Raw genomic sequence first — 24274 nt, forward strand, 5'->3', positions numbered from 1 at the left:
AGTCCGCGGTCATCGATCACCGGGTGTTGCCCTTTGGGCACCCCGCGCTGGCCCAAACGGGTGTCACGCGGTGCAATGGGGGCGTCACTTGCGCCAATGGGTGAACGGGTACGCTCCAAATGCGCGGACCGCAGGGGATCGCTGGCTCTCCGTAAGTTCGATCATGATGAGCCGGAGATGATCACTCGGTGGGGCGACGACCGGACAGTGGGATGGCTGGGAAGGGAAACGTGAAGCTGACAAGCGGTCCGCAGCAGCAGGCCGACACGCGTGCGACCACGACCATCCGCTCACGGTTGACCGGTGTGGTCGTCGTCCCCAGCGTGATCCTCCTGGTGATGTGGGCGGTGTTCTCCTCCTACACCGTTTTCGACGGCATCTACCTGAAGGCCGTCGCCAGCGGTGTGAAGGACGCCTCCATCCCCGGCCTGAACGCCTTCAACGCCCTGCAGCGCGAGCGGCAGCTGACCATGGCTGTCCTCAACACCAACAACCCGGACAGCGTCGGCCTGGAGAACCAGCAGCGCACCACCGACCGCGCCGTCGGCGAGCTGCAGACCGCGATGACCGAGCTGGCCGCCAACGCGCCCGCCGAGATCAGCGTCAAGGTCCAGGCCCTCAACGACGTGCTCGGCCCGCTGGAGCAGCGCCGCGCCCAGGTCTCCGGCGGCACCGCCAACGCCGACGACATCTACCGGTACTACAACAGCCTTCTGGACGCCGGTTCCCAGCTGTTCGACACGCAGGCCCGCATCACCCCGGACGCCGTCGTGCAGCAGGAGGCGATGGACGCCGTCGACCTCTTCCGCGCCAGCGACCAGATGTCACGCGCCTCCTCCATCGCCGCGGCCGCCATCGGCGCGGGCCAGTTCACCCCGGCCCAGCACGTCGAGTTCACCTCGCTGGTCGGTTCCTACCGCTCCACACTGGCCACCGCCGCGCCGACGACGGTCGACCCCGTCCGCGAGCAGCTGCGCGCGCTCACCACCGGTGAGACCTGGGAGCGCCTGGCCGCCGCGGAGAACCGGCTGGTCGGCGCCGCGCCGCCGCGCCAAGACCCCGACGGCGAGGAGAACACCGAGCCGCCCAGCCTGCCGGTCGGCGCCGCGGACTGGCAGAACGTCAGCAGCCGCGTCTCCGACGAACTGCTGAAGATCACCACCGAGCAGAGCATCGCGGCCGTGCAGCTCGGCCTCGACCGCGCCGACCAGCAGTTCACCGAGGTCATCGTCGGCAGCCTCATCGCGCTGCTCGCCGTCGTCGGCGGCATCGTGATGGCCGTGCGGATCTCCCGCAGGCTCGTCAACAAGGCGCTGGTGACCCGCCTGGAGCAGCTGAAGAACGACTCGCTGCGCCTGGCCCACGAACGCCTGCCCACCCTCGTCGACCGGCTCCGCCAGGGCGACCGCGTCGACGTCGCCGCCGAGGTCCCGCCGCTGGACTACGGCACCGACGAGATCGGCCAGGTGGCGGACGCGTTCAACGCCGCCCAGTACACCGCCGTCGCCGCCGCGGTGAAGGAGTCCCAGGCGCGCGAAGGTGTCAACCGCGTCTTCCTCGGCATCGCCCACCGCCACCAGGGGCTGGTGCACCGCCAGCTCAAGATCCTGGACCGGATGGAGCGCGAGGAGGAGAACCCCGAGCACCTCGACTCGCTCTTCCAGCTCGACCACCTGGCCACCCGCGCCCGGCGCAACGCCGAGAACCTGATCATCCTCGCCGGCGAGCAGCCGGGACGGCAGTGGCGCAAGCCGGTGCGGCTGCTGGACATCCTGCGCGCCGCCGTCGCCGAGACCGAGCAGTACGTGCGCGTGCGCGTCAACCAGGTGCCGGACGTGTCGCTGCACGGCGTCGCCGTCGCCGACACCATCCACCTGGTCGCCGAGCTGGTCGACAACGCCGCGTCGTTCTCCCCGCCGCGCTCGCAGGTCGAGGTGTACACCAGCCAGGTCTCCGGCGGCGTCGTCGTGGAGATCGAGGACCACGGCCTCGGCATGACGCCCGAGGACCGCGACCAGGCCAACCGGATGCTGGCCCACCCGCCGGAGTTCGACGCGATGGCGCTGCGCGGGGAATCCCGCCTCGGCCTGTTCGTCGTCGCCCGACTGGCCGCCCGCCGCTCGATCCGGGTGGAACTCCGCGAATCCCCGTACGGTGGAACCGTGGCCCTGGTCTTCCTCCCCGCCGACATCGTCGCCGACACGGTCGAGTCGACCAGCGAGCCCGAGCCGCCCAGCCCCCGGCCGCGCAAGCCCGTCGAGCGCAGGCAGGGCACCGTGCCCGCCGCGCGCGAGCCCTCGTCGGCAGCCGTGCTCACCCAGCACGCGCCGCCCGGGCGCTCGCACCGCTGGGCCGACGACGAGCAGGTCGAGGCCCAGTGGCCGGTCGAGGACGAGGAGCTCCCGGCACACCGCGTGGCCGCTGAGGAGAACGGAGCCGGTCTGTCCCCGTACCGGGCTGATCTGCCCAGTCACGAAGAACACCCGCCCAAGCCGGCCACCAATGGCAACGGCGGTCGACCCTCTCTGCCGCGCAGGCAACGCCAGCAGAACCTGGCGCCGCAGCTGCGCGGGGAGCCGCTGCTCCCCGACTGGTCCGACGCTGTCGGACCAGACGATGAGGAGGGCTCCGCCGAGCGGGTCCGCGACACCATGTCCGCGTTCCAGCGCGGCACCCGGCAGGCGCGCGACGCCGAGCCCGGGGTCGAGTCATGATCGTCGGCAGTTTGTCCTTTAACCCTGGGAAGGACCGCGCAAGGTGAACGACAAGATCGGCCAGGACCAGCAGCTGAACTGGCTTTTGGACGACCTGGTTCGCCGGGTCGTCGGCATCCGCCACTCGGTCGTGCTGTCCGCGGACGGCCTGCTGCTCGGGCGCTCCGCCGAATTGTCCAAAGACGACTCCGAGCACCTGTCCGCCATGGCCTCGGCGTTCCAGAGCCTGGCGCGCGGGACCGGCCGCCACTTCGGCGGCGGCCAAGTCCGCCAGACGATCGTCGAGATGGACCACGCCTTCCTTTTCGTCACCGCGGCGGGCCGAGGCGCCTGCCTCGCTGTCCTCGCCGAGGAGGACGCCGACGTCGGCATGATCGCCTACGAGATGAACATGCTGGTCAAGCGGGTCGGCGCCCACCTGGCGTCGGCTCCCCGCTCGGGCGCGGGACCCGCGGCGCCCGGCCAGCCACCCATGGCGGTGCCGGGCCGCAGGCCGTCGTAGGGCGGTGGGATGAACCCGGACCACGACTGGTGGTACGACGAAGCGGCCGGACCGCTGGTCAGACCGTACGCGATGACCCGCGGCCGCACCCGGGCGAACACGCCCAACCTGAATCTGGTCACCCAGGTCAGGGCGGCCGCACCCCCCACCGATCCGGGGTCGCTCAGCCCTGAGCACCTCCAGATCCTGGAGATCTGCACAGCCCCGCTTTCCGTCGCCGAGGTCGCGGCCTACCTCGACGTCCCGCTCGTGGTCGCCAAGGTCCTCCTCGGCGACCTCATCGAGCGCGGCCACATCGCCGCGGGCGCGCTGTTCCAGACCTCCGACATCAACGACACCACGTTCCTGCAGGCCGTACTCGATGGCATTCGGAGGATCTGAACAGGTGAGCGAGACGCCGCTGATCCCCACCTCGATCAAGATCGTGGTGGCGGGCGGATTCGGGGTCGGCAAGACCACATTGGTCAACACCGTCTCCGAGATCCCGCCGCTACGCACCGAAGAGGTGCTGACCGAGGCCAGCGTCGGAGTCGACGAGATGGTGGCGGGCAAGGAAACCACCACCGTCGCCCTGGACTTCGGCCGGATCACGATCAACGCCAGGGTGGTGCTGTACCTCTTCGGCACCCCAGGCCAGAACCGCTTCTGGTTCATGTGGGACGAACTGGCCCACGGCGCCCTGGGAGCCATCGTGCTGGTCGACACCCGCAGACTCGACTCCAGCTTCCCGTCGATCGACTTCTTCGAGCGGCGCGGCATCCCCTTCATCGTCGCGGTCAACGAGTTCGACGGCTCATGGCCCCACACGACAGAAGAAGTCCGCCTCGCTTTGGACATCGACCGAGGCATCCCGATCGTCCCCTGCGACGCCCGAGACCGGGAGTCGGCGAAGCGGGTCTTGGTGGAACTGGTCCAGCACACGATGCGCAGGTTGGAACGCGCGCCGGTATAGCTCCGGGCCTTGGCCGCCGACCACCCTCCCAACGCCACGCGCGTCTGCCTTGTGTCCGATGGCGCGGAGCGCGGGTATGTCGCGTGTGGAGGGTGGCCGGCGCGCCCTGTGTGGAGGGTTGCTGGTGTTGGTCGGTGGCGGAATGGTGCCGGGGTGCGGGCTACGGCGCCACTGGCTCGGTGCGGCAGTGGAAGTGGCGTAGGAGGGGTGGGGCTGAGACCAGGCGTTGGCCGGGGACTGACTCGGGGGACGTGGCGATCTCGGCGATCACTTCGGCCACGTACTCCAGGTGGCTCTGCGTGTACGTCCGCCTCGGGATCGCCAAGCGGACCAGTTCGTAAGGGGCGGGCTTGACCAGTGTGCCGGTTTCGTCTTCCACGCCGAGGTACAGCGACCCCAGTTCGGCGCACCGGATGCCGCCCGCCACGTACAGCTCGCACGCCAGCGCGTGACCCGGGTACTGCGCTGGGGTCAGGTGGGACAGGAGCCGTCCCGCGTTGAGGTACAGCGCGTGCATTCCCGGTGGACGCACGATGGAGACGCCCGCCTTCTCGATCAGCGACGCCAGGTGCTCGGCCTGCCCGGCCCGCGCGCGCAGATAGTCGGGTTGGACGACCTCCTCCAAGCCGACGGCGATCATCTCCAGGTCGCGGCCCGCCAGGCCGCCGTACGTGCGGAAGCCCTCGGTCGCGATCAGCACGGCCTCGCAGCGGGTGGCCAGGTCTGGATCGCGGAGGGCGAGGAAGCCGCCCATGTGCACGATCGCGTCCTTCTTCAGGCTGGCCACGGCGCCGTCGGCGAGGTCGAAGGCGGCGCGGGCGACCTCGGTGGGGGTCTTGTCGGACCAGCCGGGCTCGCGCTGGATGACGAGCCAGGCGTTCTCGGCGAAGCGGGCGGCGTCGAGGATGAAGGGGACGCCGTGGGCGCGGGTGATGGCGGCGGCGGCTTCGAGGTTGGCCATCGAGACCGGCTGGCCGCCGCCGCCGTTGTTGGTGATCGTCATGACGACCACCGCCACCTCGGTGGGGCCCTCCAGGGCCTCGGCCAGCGCGACGAGGTCGATGTCGCCCTTGAACGGCGTGTCGCTGTCGAGGTCGGCGGCCTCGGGGCAGGGCAGGTCGACGGCGGTGCCGCCGGAGAGGTGCACGTTGGCGCGGGTGGTGTCGAAATGGGTGTTCGACACGCTCAGCTGGCCCGGGGCGATGAGCGCGCCGAACAGGATTCGCTCGGCTGCCCTGCCCTGGTGCACCGGAAGAATGTGCTCGAATCCGGTGAGGGAGGCGACGGCGTCGCGGAATCGGTAATAGGAGCGTGCGCCCGCATATGTTTCGTCGCCGAGGGCGGCGGCCGCTTGCTGTGCGGCGGAAAGGGCGCCGGTTCCCGAATCGCTGAGCAGGTCAATGGTGATCTGGTCGGCGTTGAGGTTGAACGGGTTGTAACCCGCCGCCCGCATCGCGGCAGTGCGCTCGTCGCGGGTGAGCACCGGAATGGGCTCCACGACTTTGATGCGGTACGGCTCCATCAGCGGCACTTGCGCCCTCGTTCCCTGCTCGTCCTGCCACCGGCCCGTCTCGGGCCGGTCACGCCGCCCCGACGCGGTGGCGCGCTGTGGTGACCCCGTACGCCTCACTGGACAGGTACACCGTCATCCCGGGGTGCGGCGGACCCGTGCGCAGCGACAGGTGCGCGATCAGCCCGCGGCCGTCGGCCAGGTCGCGGCCGCGCACGGCGTCCACCGCCGCGCGCACCGCGGTGTCCGGCAGGCCGTAACGCTTGGCCAGCGACATGGTCCTGGCCAGCGCTTCGGCGTCGTCGCCGACGTAGTCGCGGATCGGGACGTAGAGGGAGTACCCGCTGGGCACCGCGCCGTCGCCGGGAAGGAAGGTGTAGGCCGAGACCAGCGGCCTGCCCTGGCACGGACCGTCGGTGCCCGCGGCGGCTGCGCAGAACTCGGCCACTTCGGCCGGGTCGCCGTCGCGGCTGACGGCCGCGGCGCGGCACGCGTCGGCGGTGGTGGCCGCGGTGTGCGAGACGTAGACCTTGGCCCGGGCGTCCGGGCGGTCGTCGAGGTCGAGTGCGAAGAACGAGTAGTCATCCACAGTGGAGAGCCCGCGCAGGGCGGCGCGGATGGTGCGCTCACCGCCGATGAACCCGATGCGGTCCAGCGCGGTGGCGACCAGGTCGCCGGCCTGCGCCCGGCCGCGGGCGTGCGGATTCAGGTACACCTTGAGCATCGGGCCTGTGTCCGGGCGCGCGACCAGGGAGAACCAGACGGAGAACGGCTCCGCGGGCGTGCTGGTCAGGAACGGGCCCGCGACGTCGGCGAGCCGCTCGATCGACAGCGGGACCTTCGCCGACAGCGCGTGCACGGCGCTCAGCGCCGCGATCTGGTTGCCCAGTGGGGACGGAGCGTCGGCCACGCACTCCACCAGCAGCCGCAGCGTGGGGACGCCGTGCTGGTCGAAGGCCACTGAGTACTCGACGGGGGAGTGGTCATCGGCGATCTCGGACGGCCACGGTGGACTGCCGAGCGGCCAGCCCGCCGCGGCGCCGAGCAGGTCGGGGAGCAGTGCGCACACCTGCGCCGTCGTCGTCGCCCCCAGGCCAATCGCCGCACCGAGCGATCGCAATTGGGCGTCCGCATATGCGCCGAGTGATTTCGCACTCATCCAGACTCCGAGTTTCCGCCCGCGATCAGCTGAGGTTCGCTGGCAAACGTACGGGTGATACTGAGCGGAAGCTACCCGCCAAGTTGGTGACATCCTCGGGCGGCTGCCCTCACACAGGGTAAGAGATTGGGCCGAACGAATGTCTCCTTGTCTGGTCCACATAGGGTGTGATAAGGACCCGTTTTCGTGACGCAGGGTGTCTGAACCCTAATTGATGGAATCTGGCAGCTATTTGTCGAATTGGTTACCGGCGGCCGTCCTGAACTGTACGGATCGGACTGTCCGGACAGGTGATGGCGAACCGGTCGCGCTCTGTCATGATCACGTGGCGTGGTCGTCCGGTCGCGGAAGCGATCTTCGTCACGTTCGTCCGGTGACCCGATGTTCCCGGGACGCGCTCACAGGTGCCTTTCAGCCTGTTTGCCTACTCTGTCTGGTTGTGGAGCCCGATCGCAGACTTCCCCTGGCCGGGCTGGTCGCGCTGGCGGGCGGCATCGGGATGTTCCTCGCCCTGCACGTGCTGCCGCCGACCAGCGACATCAGCCCTGTGCGGCGCACGCTGAGCGAGTACGCCCTCGGCACCAGCAAGTGGGCCTTCGACCTCGCGGTCGTGCTCATCGCCCTCGGCTCGGCGCTGGTGTTCGCCGAACTGCTGCGCCGCGGGCACGGCCGGGTCGCCGTCGCGCTCGGCGCGGTGTGGGTGGCCAGCCTCGTGCTGGTGGTCGTCTTCACCAAGACGAACTGGTCGGTCGGGCCGAGCATCGGCGGCACCATCCACCGCTACGCCAGCGTCACGGCCTTCCTGTCGCTGCCGCTGGCCGTGCTCGCCGCTGCCGGCGCGGTGTTCCCCGCCGCGGCGGCGTGGCGGTGGCTGGCCCGTCTCCTCAGCGCCGCGTCACTGCTCTGGTTCGGCACGATCGTGGTCGGGGTGGTCAACATGGCCATGGGCGGGGTGAGCTGGTGGCGGTTCGTCCCGCTCGGTCTGGTGGAGCGGATGATCGCGGGCTTCGGCGTCGCCGCGCTCGCGGTGCTCGTCGTCGGTCTGGTCAGGACTGGCCCGCGGGCAGCAATCCCACGGTGAACGTGGTCGCTGCCGCGGTCAGCAGCGAGACCAGCTCGGCCACCGGTGTGCCGGAGAGCCGGTCGCGCCAGTCCGTCGCCGCCGCCTCGACGTCCAGCCCGCCGTCGGACACCGCGACGGCGGAGATCCGCAGCCCCTTGGGCAGCGCGACGGGAATGTCCACGGGGGCCGGTGCGATCGCCCGGCTCCACCGGCCGAGGCGCACCGCCACCGGCCGGGCCCGCAGCCGGTCACCGTCCACTTCGGGCACCACCCGTAGCGCGCCCGGCCACGGCCGCCGCCGCACCCACACCTGCCCGCCCAGCACCCGCGCCGAGAGCCGCGCGTCGGCCGCGGCCACCGCCGCGGCGACCGCGTCCGGGGAGATCCGCGCCGCGAGCCGGATCTCGCCGACGACCACCTTCGTCGAGAGCGGACCGGCGAAGCGCACGTCGTGGCAGCGCACCTCCAGCCGCTCCAGCGGCAGTCCCGGCCACCCCACGTCCCGCGCGGAGAACAGCACCGACCCGACCCGGCCCTGAGCCAGGCCGACGGTGTCGCCGGACACCGCCAGGTCCACCACCGTCATCGGCACGGCGCGGTCGGCGGCGCGCACGGTCACCCGCCGGTCCCGGAGCCGCTCGGCCGCGACGCGCACCGCGGCTTCGAGCACCCCGGCGGGCGTCGTCGGCACCGGCAGGATCGCCCGGCCCGCCGACAGCAGCGCGTCGAGCCCGCGCAATGGCGACCAGTCGGGGAACACCGACCCAGTCTCACCCATCGGCGCGACGCCGACTCGGCCGGGCGGCCCAGCCGGTGGACATCCCGCGCGTCCGTGCGCCGGCCGTCACGCCCGGGCGACTAGGATCGCCAAGCCCTGTTCGAGCCGCGAGTTCACCATGGAGTCGGGTGCATGGACCTGTCCGTGACAGCACGCGACGTCGTCAACGTGCTGTTGGTCGAGGACGACGCCGGGGACGCCCTGCTCGTGGAGGAGCTGCTCTCCGACGGCGACGCCGAGGTGCGGCTCACCACGGTGCGGACCGTCGCTGAGGCCAGGCACTGCCTGGAAGGCCAGCACGGGCAGCACTGCGTGCTGCTCGACCTGGACCTGCCCGACGCCACCGGTCTTGAGGCGCTGCGCGTGCTGGACGGCCCGGAGGGCGTGGCCGTCGTCGTGCTGACCGGCCGCTCCGACGCCCAGCTCGGGGTCGCGGCCGTCGCGGCGGGCGCCCAGGACTACCTGCTCAAGGGTGAGGTCGACGGCGACCTGCTCGCCCGCGTCATCCGCTACGCCGTCGGCCGCGTCCGGGCCGAGGACATGCAGCGCCAGCTGCGCGAGGAGCGGCTGCTGGCGATGGAGAAGGCCCGCCTGGAGCGCGGCCTGCTGCCCTCCCCGCTGCTGGACGACCCCCGGCTGCAGGCCGACTTCCGCTACCAGCCGGGCCGCCAGCGCGCGCTGCTCGGCGGCGACTTCTACGACGTGGTCCAGTCCGCCGACGGCACCGTCCACGCCATGGTGGGCGACGTGTGCGGGCACGGCCCCGACGAGGCCGCGCTCGGGGTCTACCTGCGCGTCGCCTGGCGCACGATGGTGCTGGCCAGCAGACCGGTGGACGAGGTGTTCAACACGATGCAGCGCATCCTCGTCCACGAACGCCACCTCGACGGCCTCTTCGCCACCATCTGCACGCTGTCGGTCGCCCCGGACCGCGAGACCGCCGAGCTGCGCATGGCGGGCCACCCCGCGCCCGTGCTGCTCACCCCCGACGGCGCCACCCTGCTCAGCGCGCCCATCGGCATCCCGCTCGGCGTGGTCGAGTCCGCGTCCTGGGCGGCGCGCACGGTCGAACTGGGCCCCCAGTGGTCGGTGTTGATGTTCACCGACGGCCTGATCGAGGGCCGCGTCGGCGAGGGCCCCGAGCGCCTCGGCCCCGAGCGCCTGGCCGGGCTGGCGGGCCGCTTCGCCGCCGAGGGCGGGGACTGGCGGGCCACCCTGCTCGACGACCTGGTCAGAGCGGTGTGCGAGCTGAACCGCGGCGACCTGGTGGACGACGTCGCGGCGCTCATGCTCACCCGGGTCGCCGACGACGCCGGTTTCGCCGATGCCTAGGGCCGGGAAGAACCGCTGGTCGCTGCGCCGCTGGATCACCGTCACCATCGGCGCGGCCATCGCGCTGTGCGTGGCTGGCATCGTGCTCGGCGCCATCACCATCGCCCGCCTGTCGGACGCCCGAGTCGACCTGGTCGACCGGATCGACCCCGCATTGCAGCACGCGCTGCGCCTCGACGCCGCGCTCGTGGACCAGGAGACCGGGGTCCGCGGGTTCGCGCTCAGCCAGCACGCGGACTTCCTCGCCCCGTACACCCTCGGCCTTGAGCGGGCGGAGGCCGCCGAGGCCAGCCTGCGCGGCGTGGCCGGGGGCATGCCGGGTGTGCTCGACCGGCTGAACGAACTCGACAGGCTCGCGCAGCAGTGGCGCGACTTCTACGCCGAGCCGGTCGTCACCGCCGCCATACCGGGGGACGACAGCCTGATCGCGGATCGGGTGACCGCTGCCAAGGCGATGTTCGACCAGGTGCGGGCCACCTCGGCCGATCTCCAGCGCGAGCTGGAGTCGGTCAGGATCATCGGGCGCGATGTGCTGGACGACTCGGCGAGCCAGGTCACCTGGGTGTCCATCGGGCTCGCGGTCATGCTGCTGCTCGTCTTCGTCGTGCTCATCCTGGTGCTGCGCTCGGCTTTCGTCGGCCCGCTGACCAGCCTGGCAGGGCAGGTGCGCAAGGTCGCCGACGGCGACTTCCAGCACGCGCCGAAGGTGGGCGGGCCGCGCGAGATCGTCGTGCTCGCCCAAGACGTGGACTCCATGCGCCAGCGCATCGTCGACGAGCTGGCCGCCCAGCGCGACATCAACGCCGAGCTGGACCTGCGCACCGAGGACCTGGCCAGGTCCAACAGCGAGCTGGAGCAGTTCGCCTACGTCGCCTCGCACGACCTGCAGGAGCCGCTGCGCAAGGTCGCGAGCTTCTGCCAGCTGCTGGAGCGCCGCTACAAGGGCCAGCTGGACGAGCGCGCCGACCAGTACATCGGTTTCGCCGTCGACGGGGCGAAGCGGATGCAGATCCTGATCAACGACCTGCTCGCCTTCAGCCGCGTCGGCAGGCACGTCAACGACCACGTCTCGGTGCCCACTGGCGCTCTGGTCGACCAGGCGGTGGCCAACCTCAACCACGTGGTCGAGGAGTCCGGCGCGACGGTCGAGAAGGGCGAGCTGCCCGTGGTGCGCGGTGAGGCCGCGCTGCTGACCGCCGTCTTCCAGAACCTCGTCGGCAACGCCGTGAAGTTCCGCGGCGAGGACCCGCCGCGCATCGCCGTGGCCGCGGTGCGCGACGGCGAGTTCTGGGAGTTCACCTTCAGCGACAACGGGATCGGCATCCAGCCCGAGTACGCCGAGCGGGTCTTCGTCATCTTCCAGCGGCTGCACCCCAAGGACGAGTACCCGGGAACCGGCATCGGCCTGTCGATGTGCCGCAAGATCATCGAGTACCACGGTGGCCGGATCTGGCTCGACCCGGAGTACGCTCCCGGGACGCGGTTCCGCTTCACCCTCCCGGCGATCGATACCCTGGCCGGTGAGGACGCCGAGGCGCCCGAGACACCGGACGTGAGCGAGGAAACCCAGTGACCGGATCGAACCTGAAGGCCATCGACGTCCTGCTCGTCGAAGACGACGAGGGCGACGTGCTGATGACCCGGGAGGCGTTCGAGCACTACAAGATCCGCAACGAGCTGCACGTCGTCCGCGACGGCGAGCAGGCCGTGCAGTTCCTGCGCAAGGAGGGCCAGTTCTCCGACGCGCCGCGCCCGGACCTGGTCCTGCTCGACTTGAACCTGCCCCGCTTCGACGGCCGCCAGGTCCTCGCCGAGATCAAGGCCGACGACTCGCTGCGCTCGATCCCGATCGTGGTGCTGACGACGTCGGAGGCCGAGGAGGACATCGTCCGCAGCTACCAGCTGCACGCCAACGCCTACGTCACCAAGCCGGTGGACTTCGACCGCTTCATCGAGGTCATCCGCAAGATCGATGAGTTCTTCGTGACGGTCGTCAAGCTGCCGTGATCACCACGCGGCGGGCTGGAAGTCCTTGAGGAACACCCCGTACAGGTCCTCTCCGGCCTCGCCGCGCACGATCGGGTCGTAGACCCTGGCGGCTCCGTCGACCAGGTCCAGCGGGGCGTGGAAGCCTTCGGTGGCCAGGCGTTCCTTCGTCGGGGCGGGCCGCTCGTCGGTGATCCAGCCGGTGTCGACGGCGGTCATCAGGATGCCGTCGCGGTAGAGGTCCTCGGCGCTCGTGCGGGTCAGCATGTTGAGCGCGGCCTTGGCCATGTTCGTGTGCGGGTGTCCCGCCCCCTTGTAGCCGCGCGCGAACACGCCCTCCATCGCCGAGACGTTCACCACGTACTTGCGCCGCGCGGGGGAGCGCCGCATGGCCTCCCGCAGCCTGCTGACGAGGATGAACGGCGCGGTCTGGTTGCACAGCTGCACTTCCAGCAGCTCGACCGGGTCCACATCGTGCACTTTGTGCGTCCAGCTGTTCACCGCGTGCGGGTCGGGCACGAGCCCGCCCGCGTCGATGCCGTCCGCCGTGCCCGCGGTGAGCGCCTTGCGGGCGATGTCCATGGCGGCTAGCTGGTGCTCGGCGGTGACCATGCCGGTGATGGCGGCCGGGTGCGCCCGGTCGGCGCGGCCGAGCGAGACCAGCTCGGGCAGCGGCCCGCTGGGCAGCGGCGCCGACTCCGCGGCCAGCAGCGGCGCGTAGGCGGCCGAGCTGCGCCGCACGGTCTGCGCGGCGTTGTTGATGAGGATGTCCAGCGGCCCGGCGGCGCACAGCAGGTCGGCGAGCCCGACGACCTGGGCGGGGTCGCGCAGGTCGATGCCGACCACGCGCAGCCGGTGCAGCCAGTCGGCGCTGTCGTGCTCGGCGGTGAAGCGGCGCACCGCGTCGGCGGGGAAGCGCGTGGTGATCGTGGTGTGCGCGCCGTCGCGCAGCAGCCGCAGCGCGATGTACATGCCGATCTTGGCCCGCCCGCCGGTGAGCAGGGCCGCGCGTCCGGTGAGGTCGGCGCCCGCGTCGCGCTTGGCGCGGTTGACGGTGGCGCAGGCGGGGCAGAGCTGGTGGTAGAAGGCGTCGACCGCGGTGTAGCGCTGCTTGCAGACGTAGCAGGCGCCCGCCCTGATGAGCGTTCCGGCCGTCGCGCCGGGGGTGGCCGAGACCAGCGGAATGCCGCGGGTCTCGTCATCGATGCGCTGCGGCGAACCGGTGGCCGTCGCCGCGATCACGGCGCGGTCGGCGGCCAGTTCGGCGGCCCGCTTGGCGGCTTTGCGCTGCTTGCGGACGGCCTTGAAGATGCCCGCCGTGGCCCGCCGGACCGCGACGGCGTGCGGGTGGTCGTCGGGGAGCGACTCGACCTCGGAGAGGACCTGCAGGCAGGTCTGGAGGCGGTCGTCGTCAATGCCGGTCATGGGGTCCCCGTACTGAAGGCCGTGCTGTTCGTCGCCGCCCATCGTAGAAGCGGCGCGAACCCCGTCCTGCCGCGCCCAGGCCACCGGCGCGGCAGGACGGAAGACGCTCAGTCGCTCTGCAGCTCCGAGAGCGCGGCCTTGACCTTCTCCAGCTCCGCTTCCAGCTCGGCCATGCGGGCGCGGTGCTGCTCGCGGGCGGTCTCCAGGACCGACTCGATCGCGGTGGCGATGTCGGTGTGGAGTTCGGCGGCGGCGCGGGAGACGGCGGCGGCGGGGATCTCCAGGCCCTGCAGGACGCGCTTGCCGCCCTGGGTCAGCTCGGCCTGCCAGTCGCCGTCGGCGGTGCCGGTGACCGTCAGGGTCAGCTCGACGGTGCGGGTCTTCTTGGCGGTGCTGGCCACCTTCGGCGCGCGCGGCTTCTTCGCCGGGGCGGGGGGCTCCGGCTTCGCCTCGGGGGCCTTCCTCTCGGCGGCGGCCGGGGCCTCGGCAGGCTCGGCTGCCGGAGCCGGGTCCGGGGTCGCCTGCGGCTCGGTCGACCCCGTCGCTTGCGGGGCTGCCACGGGCACGGTCTCGGTATCGATGGACACCATCCACTCCCTCTCAGGACTCGCTGGACCGGAGTGAATTAGAACACCCGTTCGGATCGGGGCGTGCGCCGGGTCAGGCCGCCCGGAAGGTCGGCAGGTCGGCGGCCAGATCCGTCAGGACGGCCACGTTGTGGTCGAAGGCGGTGCCCGCCTCGGCGATCACCTCGGCCCGCTCGGCCGCCGACCACGGCGCGGTGTCCAGCAGCTCGCGGTAGCGCTTGCGGAAGGTCGGCACGGGGGCGATGGCGCTGAAGTCGTAGAAGCGGGCGCCCGCGTCGGTGAAGCCGTGCTGGGAGCGCAGCTGCGCGCGCACCACCTGGCCGCCCGCGATGTCGCCCAGGTACCGGGTGTAGTGGTGCGCCACGAACGCGGTGGGGGAGACCGCCGCGACCTCCGTGAGCCTCGCCACATACGCCGCGGTGGACGGGCGCTGCTCGACGCGGTCGCGCCAGTCGGGGCCGATCAGCTCGGCGAGGTCGTCGGCGAGCGCGGGCACCCGGCGCAGGCCGTCGACGACGAAGCGGCCCGCCACGGGGTGCTCGGCCATCGCCTCGCCCGCGGCTTCCAGCGCGGTGTAGATGAAGTAGTGCTGGCTGGCCAGCGCGGTGTACCCGGCCAGGTTCAGCCGACCCTCCACCAGCGCCTCGACGAACACCGAGCCCTGCGCGCGGGCGTGCCCGTCCTCGATCGCCATCCGCAGGCCCCGCGAGAACGGCTCGGCCACCTGGTCGGTCGTCATGCTGCCCCTTCCCGCTGAGCTGCTTAGGCGATGCTAACCAAAATGGCTGACGGCGGAAACCGTGATGACGGGCCCATTACCCTTGGCGCTGAGATGAGCACCGACCTCGACGCCTCCCCCGGCGAGCTGCGCGACCGCCTGGGCGGGCTGATGGCCCACGACTCCGACCGCCTCGCCCGCAGGCTCGACGGCGTCCGCAGGCTGCGCGACAAGCACAAGCGCCGCGCCGTGCTGGCCCGGATCGGGGCCGACGTGGCCTCCGCCGAGGCCAGGGTGGCCGCCCGCCGGGCCGCCGTGCCGGTTCCGGAGTACCCGGAGGAGCTGCCGGTCAGCGCCAAGCGCGCCGACATCATGGCCGCCATCCGCGAGCACCAGGTGGTGATCGTCGCGGGCGAGACGGGCTCGGGGAAGACCACGCAGATCCCCAAGATGTGCCTGGAGCTGGGGCGGGGTGTCACCGGTCACATCGGGCACACGCAGCCGCGCCGCATCGCCGCGCGCACGGTGGCCGAGCGCGTCGCCGAGGAGCTCAAGACCGAGCTGGGCGGGGTCGTCGGCTGGAAGGTCAGGTTCACCGACCAGGTCGGGCCGACCACGCTGGTGAAGCTGATGACCGACGGCATCCTGCTCGCCGAGATCCAGCACGACCGGCTGCTGCGCCAGTACGACACGATCATCATCGACGAGGCGCACGAGCGCAGCCTCAACATCGATTTCCTGCTGGGCTACCTCTCGCGCCTGCTGCCCGAGCGCCCGGACCTCAAGGTCGTCATCACCTCGGCGACGATCGACCCGGAGCGCTTCTCCCGGCACTTCGGCGACGCGCCGATCGTGGAGGTCTCCGGCCGCACCTACCCCGTGGAGGTGCGCTACCGGCCGCTGGTCGACCCCGAGGACCCCGACGCCGACCCCGACCGCGACCAGGTGCAGGGCATCCTCGACGCGGTGGACGAGCTGCAGGCCGAAGGCCCCGGCGACATCCTGGTGTTCCTCTCCGGCGAGCGCGAGATCCGCGACGCCGCCGAGGCGCTGGCGGCCCGCAAGCTGCGCGACACCGAGATCCTGCCGCTCTACGCGCGCCTGTCCTCCGCCGAGCAGCACCGGGTGTTCCAGGCGCACCGGGGCAGGCGGGTCGTGCTGGCCACCAACGTCGCCGAGACATCGCTGACGGTGCCGGGCATCAAGTACGTCATCGACCCCGGCACCGCGCGCGTCTCCCGCTACAGCAACCGGCTCAAGGTGCAGCGCCTGCCGATCGAGCCGGTGTCGCAGGCCTCGGCCAACCAGCGCAAGGGCCGCTGCGGACGCACCTCCGACGGCGTGTGCGTGCGGCTGTACACCGAGGACGACTTCCTGGCCCGCCCGGAGTTCACCGATCCGGAGATCCTGCGCACGAACCTGGCCTCGGTCATCCTGCAGATGACCGCCGCCGACCTCGGCGACATGGCCGACTTCCCGTTCATCGAGCCCCCCGACCGCCGCCACGTCGCCGACGGCGTGAACCTGCTGCACGAGCTGGGCGCGCTCACCAAGGACGGCAAGTCGCTCACCGCCCTCGGCCGCACGCTCGCCCAGCTGCCCGTCGACCCCCGGCTCGGCCGCATGGTCGTGGAGGCGGGCAACACCGGCGCGGTGGCCGAGGTCATGGTGATCGCCGCGGCGCTGTCGATCCAGGACCCGCGCGAGCGCCCGCAGGAGCAGCAGCAGGCCGCGACCGAGAAGCACGCCCGCTTCGCCGACCCCGACTCGGACTTCCTGTCCTACCTCAACCTGTGGAACCACCTGCGCGAGCAGCAGAAGGAGCTGTCCGGCAACCGGTTCAGGAAGACGTGCAAGGCGGAGTTCCTGAACTACCTGAGAATCCGCGAGTGGCAGGACATCCACGCGCAGCTCAAGCAGATCACCCGCCAGCTGGGCATCACCGTCAACGACTCCCCGGCCGAGCCGCGCAACGTCCACATAGCACTGCTGTCCGGGCTGCTCTCGCACGTGGGCTACCGCGACCCGCAGGGCCGGGAGTTCTTCGGCGCGCGCAACGCGAAGTTCGCGGTGTTCCCCGGCTCGACGCTGGCGAAGAAGCCGCCGCGCTGGGTGATGAGCGCCGAGCTGGTGGAGACGACCCGGCTCTGGGGGCGCATCTGCGCGCGCATCGAGCCGGAGTGGATCGAGCCGCTGGCCGGGCACGTCGTCAAGCGCACCTACAGCGAGCCGCACTGGGAGGCCAAGCAGGGCTCGGTGGTCGCGCTGGAGCGGGTGACGCTCTTCGGCCTGCCGATCGTCGTCTCGCGCAAGGTCCAGTACGGCCGCATCGATCCGGAGATGGCGCGCGAGCTGTTCATCCGGCACGCGCTGGTCGAAGGCGACTGGCAGACCCGGCACCGCTTCTTCCACGCCAACCGCGAGCTGCTGGCCGAGGTCGAGGAGCTGGAGCACCGGGCGCGCAGGCGCGACATCCTGGTCGACGACGAGGCGCTGTTCACCTTCTACGACCAGCGCGTCCCCGCCGACGTGGTCTCCGCGCGCCACTTCGACTCGTGGTGGAAGAAGGCCCGCCACAGCGAGCCGGAGCTGCTGACCTACCCCAGGACCCTGCTGGTCAACGACTCCGCGCGCGACCTCACCCCGGAGGCGTTCCCGGACACCATGACCCAGCGCGGCCTGACGCTGCCGCTGACCTACCGCTTCGAGCCCGGCCGCGCCGACGACGGGGTGACCGCGCGGGTGCCGATCGCGGTGCTCAACCAGCTCACCGGCGACGGCTTCTCCCTCACCGTGCCCGGACTGCGCACCGACGCGGTGACGGCGCTGATCCGCTCGCTGCCCAAGCCGCTGCGCCGCGCGTTCGTGCCCGTGCCGGACTTCGCCAAGGCGGTCGTGGCCCGGCTGGCCCCGGACGAGCCGTCGTTGCCCGAGGCGGTGGCCCGCGAGCTGAAGGCGCTGACCGGCGTGGTGATCCCGCGCGAGGCATGGAACCTCGCGGCGGTGCCCGACCACCTGCGCACGACGTTCGAGGTGGTCGACGCCGAGCGGACGCTGGCCACCGGCAAGGACCTGGAGAAGCTCAAGCAGCAGCTCAAGGCCCAGCTGCGCGAGTCGCTGACCGCCGCGACCGACCTGGCCCGCTCCGGGCTCACCGAGTGGAGCGTCGGCGCGCTGCCGAAGGTGGCCAGGACGGCGCAGAACGGCATGTCGGTGACGGCGTACCCGGCGCTGGTCGACGAGGGCAAGACGGTGGCGGTGCGGCTGTTCGACACCGAGCCCGAGCAGCGGCAGGCGATGTGGCTGGGCACGCGGCGGCTGGTGCTGCTGGGGGTGCCCTCGCCGGTCAAGCAGGTGGTGCGGTCGCTGTCCAACCAGGCCAAGCTGACGCTCTCGCACAACCCGCACAACAGTGTCAACGGCCTGCTGGCCGACTGCGTCGAGGCCGCCGCCGACCACCTGATCACCGCCGCGGGCGGCCCGGCGTGGGACGAGGCCGGGTTCGCCCGGCTGCGCGAGTCGGTCCGCAAGGAGCTGGTCCCCACCACGGTGGAGACGCTGGACCGGGTCCGGCGGGTCATCGCGGCGTGGCAGGCGGTGACGTCGCGGCTGGCGGCCACCAAGGGCCCGATCTTCACCGAGCCGCTGGCCGACATCCGCGAGCAGCTCGCCGGGCTGGTGTTCCCCGGGTTCGCCACGGCCACCGGCCACGCCAGGCTGGAGGACGTCGAGCGGTACCTGCGCGGCATCGAGCGGCGCCTGGACAAGCTGCCCGAGCGGCCCGACCGCGACCGCACCTGGATGCACATCGTGCAGGACCTGGAAGACGCCTACCACGAGGCGCTGAACGCGCTGCCCGCCTGGGAGCTGGACTCCGAGGGGGTCCGGTCGGTGAAGTGGATGATCGAGGAGCTGCGGATCAGCTACTTCGCCCAGACCCTCGGCACCGCGGGCTCGGTGTCGGACAAGCGGGTGCACACCGCCATCGCCGCATTGCGGAGCTGAAAGAGTGCGACGAAAGTCGCGCAAGAAATCGACTTTACCTTGTGGGATTGCCGGCCGGCGGCCTATGGTTCCCGTCACATCCGGTCCCGGGCGAGTGAGGTCGAGCGATGGAATCCAGGAGAAGGAGCGCGGTGGTGGCGATGGCCGCCGCGCTGGCGGCAGGCGCGGCGGTCCTCCCCGGCCCGGTGGCGTCCGCGACGCCCGCGCCGGTCGTGACCAGGGCGGCACTCGACCCGGCGCTGGTCGCCGGGCGCGGCGCGCAGGTGCCGTTCCTGGAGCAGGAGGCCGAGAACGCCCGCACGACCGGGACCGTCATCGGCCCCGACCGCACCGCCTACACGCTGCCGTCGGAGGCCTCCGGCCGCACAGCCGTCCGGCTGACGGCGGGCCAGTACGTGGAGTTCACCCTCCCCGCGGCCGCGAACGCGATCACCGTGCGCTACAGCATTCCCGACGCCCCGCGCGGCGGCGGCATCCGCGCCCCGCTGGCGGTCTCGGCGGGCGGCGAGCGCAAGACGATGACGCTGACCTCGGAGTACGCCTGGCTCTACAACCAGTACCCGTTCAGCAACGACCCGCAGGCCGACCTGCTGCACCCGGACTGGTGGATCACCGAGTGCGCCTGCGTGCCCGCCGACACCACCCCGGCCCCGGTGATCACCAAGCCGTTTCGGCCGACGAAGTTCTACGACGAGCAGCGCCTGAAGCTGGGCCGCACGCACAAGGCCGGGACCGTCGTGCGCCTGACGATGCCCGCGGGCAGCGGTGCCGCGTGGACCGTCATCGACCTGATGGACTCCGAGCTGGTGGGCAAGCCGCGCATCGTCGGCTGGGCGGCCAACGTCCTGCTCTTCGGCGCCGACCCCACCGGCAGGCGCGACTCCGCCGCCGCCTTCGACCGGGCGATCGCCTTCGCCAAGCGCCACCGGCTCACCGTGTACGTCCCGCCCGGGGTGTTCCAGGTCAACCGCCACATCATCGTCGACAAGGTGACCATCGCGGGCGCGGGCAACTGGCACACCACCATCAAGGGCAGGGAAGTCGCGCTCGACAAGCCCGCGCCCGACGGCTCGGTGCACACCGGGGTCGGCTTCTACGGCAAGCCCGCCGCCGAGGGCGGCAGCCGCGACGTGCACCTGTCCGGGTTCGCCATCGAGGGCGATGTCCGCGAGCGCATCGACACCGACCAGGTCAACGGCATCGGCGGCGCGCTGAGCGACTCCACCATCACCGGCCTGCACATCCGCCACACCAAGGTCGGCATGTGGTTCGACGGGCCGATGTCGAACACCCGCATCTCCGACACGATCATCGTGGACCAGATCGCCGACGCGGTGAACTTCCACCGGGGCGTCACCGGCTCGTCGGTCACCAACACCTTCGTCCGCAACACCGGTGACGACGGCCTGGCCATGTGGGCGATGAGCGAGCAGAACAGCGGCAACACCTTCTCCCGCAACACGGTCCAGTCGCCGACGCTGGCCAACGGCATCGCCGTCTACGGCGGCGAGGACATCACCGTCGCGGGCAACCTGGTCGCCGACCCGGTGCGCGAGGGCAGCGGCCTGCACGCGGGCGCCCGCTTCGGCGCGCTGCCGTTCCAGGGCACGCTGCGCTTCACCGACAACACCACCGCCCGGGCGGGCACCTTCGAGCTGAACTGGCGGATCGGCCTCGGCGCGATCTGGCTCTACGCCCTCGACCGCGACATCGCCGCCGACATCCGCGCCACCGGGAACCACTTCCTGGACAACGGGTACAACGCGATCATGATGGTGAGCGAGTGGGCGGTGAAGGACCTCTACTCGATCACCGGCGTGCACTTCAAGGACACCAGGGTCGACGGGGCGGGCACCTCGGTGCTCAGCGCCAGGGTGGCGGGCTCGGCGACCTTCGAGAACGTCGACGCGCGCAACGTCGGCGCGGTCGGGGCCAACAACTGCGGCAGCTTCGGCTTCGGACCGGCGGGCTCGGAGTTCACCGTGGTCGACCGCGGCGGCAACGACGGCTGGCTGCAACCGTGGATGCTGCCCAACACCATCACCTGCGACGACCGCCCGCCGGTCGTCGTGCCCCCGGCGCCGTCCCCCTGGTAGGGGACCCGGCCGCCCACCCGTTCCCCCGCGGCGGGTGGGCGGCCTTCGGGCGTGTCGGGGCCGCCGCGCCGCGCCGCGGTGGGAGACTGCCCGGCGATGCACACGCCATCGGACCTCGCCGACCTGCTCGAGTGCGAGCACCGCAGCGTCCTGGCGCAGGCGCACGCCGCCGGGCTCCCGGACGCGCCGCGGCCGGGGGCCGGGCCCGACCAGATCACCGTCAAGCACGGCCGCGCCCACGAGCAGGCCACGCTGACCAAGGTCGGCGCCCAGCGCACGGTCATCCGCATCGATGACCGCGACCCGGTCGTCGGCGCCGCCGAGACCGCCGAGGCGCTGCGCTCCGGTGCTCCCGTGGTCTACCAGGCGGTCTTCCACGACGCGGAGTTCAGCGGCCGCGCCGACTTCCTCATGCGCACCGACGACGGCCGCTACGAGGTCTACGACACCAAGCTCGCCCGCCACGCCCGCCCCTCGGCGGTGATCCAGCTCGCCGCCTACGCCGACGCGCTGGCCGAGGCGGGCTGGCCGGTCGGGCCGCACATGCACCTGCTGCTCGGCGACGGCAGCAAGGTCAGCCTCCGCGTGGACGACTTCCTCCCGCTGCTGCGCAGGCTGCGCGCTCGGCTGGTCGGCAGGCCCGCCCGGCTGCCCCAGCGGTTGTGGGGCGATGAGCGGGCGTCGTGCTCGGGCTGCCGCTTCGCCGAGCACTGCGCCTCCGGACGCGAAGCCGACCGCGACCTCGCGCTGGTCGCCGGCATGCGCTCCGACCAGCGCCGCAAGCTGGTGGACGTCGGGATCTCCACCATCGACGCCCTCGCGCGCGCCGAGCAGGCCGACCGGCCGCCCGCGCTGTCCACGGCGTCGTTCACGGCGCTGCGCGCCCAGGCCGCCATCCAGGTCCGCCAGGACGCCACCGGGCAGGTCGAGTACGAGGTGGTCGACCCCGACGCGCTGGCCGAGCTGCCGCCGCCGAGCCCGGGTGATGTGTTCTTCGACATGGAGGGCGACCCGTACGTCGCCTCCGGCGCCGGCCTGGAGTACCTGTTCGGCCTGGTCGCCGACGGCGAGTTCACCGCGCTGTGGGCCCACAACCACGGCGAGGAGCGGCGCGCGTTCGAGCGGTTCGTCGACATCGCCGTCGCCCGCATCGCCGAGCACCCCGACGCACACGTCTACCACTACGCGCCGTACGAGGCGACCGCGCTCAAGCGCCTGGCCGCGCTGCACGGCACCCGGGAGGCGGCCGTGGACGACCTGCTGCGCCGTGGCGCGCTGGTCGACCTGTACGCGGTGGTGCGCAAGGCTTTGCGGGTCTCGCAGCGCTCGTACTCGATCAAGGCGCTGGAACCGCTGTACATGCCCGATGCCCGCGAGGGCGAGGTGAAGAACGCGGTCTCCAGCATCGAGGCCTACGAGCGCTATCTCCAGCACACCGCCGAAGGCGAGGTCGACAGCGCCGAGGAGGTGCTGCGCGGCATCGCCGACTACAACGAGTACGACTGCGTCTCCACCGAGAAGCTGTTCGGCTTCCTGCACGGCGTTCGCGCCGAGAACGGCATCGAGACCCGGGTCGCCGAGGTCGAGGCGGCGCCGGAGGCCGACGAGCGCTCGGAGAAGCAGATCGAGAAGGCGGCCCGGCTGGAGCGGATCGTCACCGCGCTGGTCGACGGCGTGCCCGACGACCCGGCCGAGCAGTCCGACGACGAGCGCGCCAGGGTGCTGCTCGCCGCCCTGGTCGGCTACCACCGCCGGGAGACGAACCCGGCGTGGTGGGAGTTCTTCCGCCAGCTCGCCGCCCCGCTGGGCGAGCTGGAGTCCGACGCCTCCTGCGCCGTCCCGGTCGAGGTCGACGCGGGGGAGTGGGAGCAGCCGAGCGGCCGGGCGCGCCTGGCCCGCCGCACCGTGGTCCTGCGCTGCGACCCCGACCGCCCGCACCCGTTCGAGAAGGGCGACAAGGTCCGTCTGCGCTACGGCGGCGACGCCCGCAACGCCGAGGTGGCCGCGGCCGGGCCCGACCGCATCGAGCTGGTGGAGAAGTGCAAGCCGGACGAGACGGCCCCGGGAGCACCCGACGCCGTGCTGCCCGGCGAGCCGGTCCGGCCCTCGCCCAAGGACGAGGCGATCGCCGACCTGGCCGAGGCGGTGGCCGAGCGCCTGCCGAGGCTGCCCGCGCACCCCGGCATCGACCTGCTGCGCCGCGTCAAGCCCCGCATGCGCGACCGCACCGCGCTGAGCGAACCGGGCCTGGACCTCATCGAGACCGTGCTGCACAGCGTCGACATGCTCGACGGGTCCACCCTCGCCGTGCAGGGCCCGCCGGGTGCGGGCAAGACCTACCTGGCCGCGAATCTCATCCGCCACCTCGTCGGCACCGGCCGCACCGTGGGCGTCACCTCCAACAGCCACAAGGCCGTGGAGAACGTCCTCACCGCCGCCCTGGCCATCGACCCCGGCCTACCGACGGCCAAGCGCGCCCGCGCCGCCGCGGACCCCGAGCTGCCCTGGGACCAGCCCAAGACCAACGCCGCGCTGGCGGGCTGGCGCGCCGACCACCCGGACGGCCACCTCGTCGGCGGCACCGCATGGCAGTTCACCAGCGCCGAACTGCGCGCCGACCCGGTCGACGTGCTGATCGTCGACGAGGCGGGCCAGTTCTCCCTCGCCGACGCCCTCGCCGTCTCGACGTGCGCGCGCAACCTGGTGCTCCTGGGCGACCCGCAGCAGCTCCCGCAGGTCGTGCAGGGCACCCACCCGCACGGCGCGGACGCCTCCGCGCTCGGCCACCTCATCGGCGACGCCGACATCGTGCACCCCGACCTGGGCTACTTCCTCGACCAGACCCGCCGCATGCACCCCGCCGTGTGCGCGCCGGTCTCCCGCCTGTCCTACGCGGGCAAACTCACCGCCCACACCACGGCCGCCCGCCGCGCCGTCGATGGCGTCACCCCCGGCCTCTACGTCGCCGAGATCGCCCACGACGGCAACACCACCCGTTCCCCGGAGGAGGCCGCCGCGGTCGTGGACCTCGTCGCGGGCCTGCACGGCCGCCAGTGGCGCGACGGGGACACCGCCCGGCCGCTGTCCGATGAGGACATCCTGGTCGTCGCGCCGTACAACCTCCAGACGCGCGTGGTCGGCCGGGCGCTGGCGCAGGCGGGCTTCCCCGGCGTGCGGGTCGGCACGGTGGACCGCTTCCAGGGCCAGGAGGCACCGGTGGTCATCGCCACGATGACCTCGTCCTCGGCCACCGACCTGCCGCGCGGCCTGGACTTCCTGCTCTCGCGCAACCGCTTGAACGTCGCCCTGTCCCGCGCCCAGGCCCTCGCCGTCCTCGTCTGCTCGCCCCGGCTGGTCGAGGCCGACATGCGCACGGTCGACCAGATGCGCCTGGTCTCCGGCATGATCGGCCTGCTCGACACCGCCGAGCCGTGGCCCGGGGCCTGA

General features: G+C 71.9%; 17 protein-coding genes. 11 read left to right on the plus strand and 6 right to left on the minus strand.

Annotated features, from left to right (window positions below; all coding sequences use genetic code 11):
- The first annotated feature begins 230 nt into the window (after positions 1-230).
- From ACFPM7_RS25150 to ACFPM7_RS25165, 4 genes are read left to right on the plus strand one after another with little or no spacing between them, the layout of a single operon-like run.
- The gene (locus tag ACFPM7_RS25150) at positions 231-2714 is read left to right on the plus strand and encodes a sensor histidine kinase (protein WP_378250239.1); all 2484 of its coding nucleotides are present in this window, start codon (positions 231-233) and stop codon (positions 2712-2714) included.
- Positions 2715-2757: 43 nt separating this feature from the next.
- Entirely contained in the window at positions 2758-3216 is a 459-nt protein-coding gene (locus tag ACFPM7_RS25155) for a roadblock/LC7 domain-containing protein (RefSeq protein ID WP_378250240.1), read from the plus strand.
- Positions 3217-3225: 9 nt separating this feature from the next.
- Positions 3226-3597, plus strand: coding sequence for a DUF742 domain-containing protein (locus ACFPM7_RS25160; protein ID WP_378250241.1), 372 nt, complete (start codon positions 3226-3228; stop codon positions 3595-3597).
- Positions 3578-4168, plus strand: a complete 591-nt coding sequence (locus ACFPM7_RS25165) for a GTP-binding protein (protein ID WP_378250242.1) — start codon at positions 3578-3580, stop codon at positions 4166-4168. Before ACFPM7_RS25160 ends, ACFPM7_RS25165 begins: the two co-directional genes overlap by 20 nt.
- A gap of 160 nt (positions 4169-4328) precedes the next feature.
- Here ACFPM7_RS25165 and ACFPM7_RS25170 read toward each other — a convergent pair whose 3' ends face one another.
- Together ACFPM7_RS25170 and ACFPM7_RS25175 are read right to left on the minus strand one after the other, a co-directional pair.
- Positions 4329-5690 (minus strand): tryptophanase, encoded by a 1362-nt coding sequence (locus tag ACFPM7_RS25170; protein ID WP_378250310.1) that lies wholly within the window; start codon positions 5688-5690, stop codon positions 4329-4331.
- Between the two features lie 58 nt (positions 5691-5748).
- Positions 5749-6747, minus strand: coding sequence for a tryptophan dimethylallyltransferase family protein (locus ACFPM7_RS25175; RefSeq protein WP_378250243.1), 999 nt, complete (start codon positions 6745-6747; stop codon positions 5749-5751).
- 529 nt (positions 6748-7276) lie between these two features.
- On the opposite strand from ACFPM7_RS25175, the gene ACFPM7_RS25180 reads away from it, so the two are divergent.
- Positions 7277-7918 (plus strand): DUF998 domain-containing protein, encoded by a 642-nt coding sequence (locus ACFPM7_RS25180; RefSeq protein WP_378250244.1) that lies wholly within the window; start codon positions 7277-7279, stop codon positions 7916-7918.
- Here the strand turns inward: ACFPM7_RS25180 and ACFPM7_RS25185 are convergent.
- On the minus strand, positions 7884-8678 hold the full coding sequence (locus ACFPM7_RS25185) for an LmeA family phospholipid-binding protein (RefSeq protein ID WP_378250245.1): 795 nt from the start codon (positions 8676-8678) through the stop codon (positions 7884-7886). The genes ACFPM7_RS25180 and ACFPM7_RS25185 overlap by 35 nt on opposite strands.
- 132 nt (positions 8679-8810) lie before the next feature.
- On the opposite strand from ACFPM7_RS25185, the gene ACFPM7_RS25190 reads away from it, so the two are divergent.
- From ACFPM7_RS25190 to ACFPM7_RS25200, 3 genes are read left to right on the plus strand one after another with little or no spacing between them, the layout of a single operon-like run.
- Complete coding sequence (locus ACFPM7_RS25190) at positions 8811-10010, plus strand: PP2C family protein-serine/threonine phosphatase (RefSeq protein ID WP_378250246.1); 1200 nt, start codon at positions 8811-8813, stop codon at positions 10008-10010.
- Complete coding sequence (locus ACFPM7_RS25195; protein ID WP_378250247.1) at positions 10003-11583, plus strand: sensor histidine kinase; 1581 nt, start codon at positions 10003-10005, stop codon at positions 11581-11583. Before ACFPM7_RS25190 ends, ACFPM7_RS25195 begins: the two co-directional genes overlap by 8 nt.
- The gene (locus tag ACFPM7_RS25200; RefSeq protein WP_378250248.1) at positions 11580-12017 is read left to right on the plus strand and encodes a response regulator; all 438 of its coding nucleotides are present in this window, start codon (positions 11580-11582) and stop codon (positions 12015-12017) included. The genes ACFPM7_RS25195 and ACFPM7_RS25200 overlap by 4 nt, the downstream gene beginning before the upstream one ends.
- On the opposite strand, the gene ACFPM7_RS25205 is transcribed toward ACFPM7_RS25200, so the two are convergent.
- The 3 genes from ACFPM7_RS25205 to ACFPM7_RS25215 form a co-directional block, all read right to left on the minus strand.
- Positions 12018-13421, minus strand: coding sequence for an SDR family NAD(P)-dependent oxidoreductase (locus ACFPM7_RS25205; RefSeq protein WP_378250249.1), 1404 nt, complete (start codon positions 13419-13421; stop codon positions 12018-12020). It abuts the gene before it with no gap.
- 107 nt (positions 13422-13528) lie between these two features.
- On the minus strand, positions 13529-14008 hold the full coding sequence (locus ACFPM7_RS25210; protein WP_378250250.1) for a DUF6319 family protein: 480 nt from the start codon (positions 14006-14008) through the stop codon (positions 13529-13531).
- A gap of 73 nt (positions 14009-14081) precedes the next feature.
- On the minus strand, positions 14082-14747 hold the full coding sequence (locus ACFPM7_RS25215; protein ID WP_378250251.1) for a biliverdin-producing heme oxygenase: 666 nt from the start codon (positions 14745-14747) through the stop codon (positions 14082-14084).
- Between the two features lie 93 nt (positions 14748-14840).
- Between ACFPM7_RS25215 and hrpA the strand changes: the two genes are divergently transcribed.
- The 3 genes from hrpA (at position 14841) to ACFPM7_RS25230 (ending at position 24274) form a co-directional block, all read left to right on the plus strand.
- Entirely contained in the window at positions 14841-18731 is a 3891-nt protein-coding gene (gene hrpA, locus ACFPM7_RS25220) for an ATP-dependent RNA helicase HrpA (RefSeq protein WP_378250252.1), read from the plus strand.
- Between the two features lie 107 nt (positions 18732-18838).
- Positions 18839-20827, plus strand: coding sequence for a glycosyl hydrolase family 28-related protein (locus tag ACFPM7_RS25225; protein ID WP_378250253.1), 1989 nt, complete (start codon positions 18839-18841; stop codon positions 20825-20827).
- Between the two features lie 96 nt (positions 20828-20923).
- Positions 20924-24274 carry a TM0106 family RecB-like putative nuclease gene (locus ACFPM7_RS25230; RefSeq protein ID WP_378250254.1) on the plus strand — a complete coding sequence of 1117 codons (3351 nt, stop codon included), beginning with the start codon at positions 20924-20926 and terminating at the stop codon, positions 24272-24274.

The organism is Actinokineospora guangxiensis (assembly GCF_042657845.1).
Lineage (GTDB): Bacteria > Actinomycetota > Actinomycetes > Mycobacteriales > Pseudonocardiaceae > Actinokineospora > Actinokineospora guangxiensis.

Bases quoted from the DNA above. Each gene is read 5' to 3' on its own strand.
- ACFPM7_RS25160 (WP_378250241.1), top strand. From the start codon at position 3,226: ATGAACCCGGACCACGACTGGTGGTACGACGAAGCGGCCGGACCGCTG.
- ACFPM7_RS25165 (WP_378250242.1), top strand. From the start codon at position 3,578: ATGGCATTCGGAGGATCTGAACAGGTGAGCGAGACGCCGCTGATCCCC.
- ACFPM7_RS25170 (WP_378250310.1), bottom strand. From the start codon at position 5,690: ATGGAGCCGTACCGCATCAAAGTCGTGGAGCCCATTCCGGTGCTCACC.
- ACFPM7_RS25185 (WP_378250245.1), bottom strand. From the start codon at position 8,678: ATGGGTGAGACTGGGTCGGTGTTCCCCGACTGGTCGCCATTGCGCGGG.
- ACFPM7_RS25190 (WP_378250246.1), top strand. From the start codon at position 8,811: ATGGACCTGTCCGTGACAGCACGCGACGTCGTCAACGTGCTGTTGGTC.
- ACFPM7_RS25195 (WP_378250247.1), top strand. From the start codon at position 10,003: ATGCCTAGGGCCGGGAAGAACCGCTGGTCGCTGCGCCGCTGGATCACC.
- ACFPM7_RS25205 (WP_378250249.1), bottom strand. From the start codon at position 13,421: ATGACCGGCATTGACGACGACCGCCTCCAGACCTGCCTGCAGGTCCTC.
- ACFPM7_RS25215 (WP_378250251.1), bottom strand. From the start codon at position 14,747: ATGACGACCGACCAGGTGGCCGAGCCGTTCTCGCGGGGCCTGCGGATG.
- hrpA (WP_378250252.1), top strand. From the start codon at position 14,841: ATGAGCACCGACCTCGACGCCTCCCCCGGCGAGCTGCGCGACCGCCTG.
- ACFPM7_RS25225 (WP_378250253.1), top strand. From the start codon at position 18,839: ATGGAATCCAGGAGAAGGAGCGCGGTGGTGGCGATGGCCGCCGCGCTG.
- ACFPM7_RS25230 (WP_378250254.1), top strand. From the start codon at position 20,924: ATGCACACGCCATCGGACCTCGCCGACCTGCTCGAGTGCGAGCACCGC.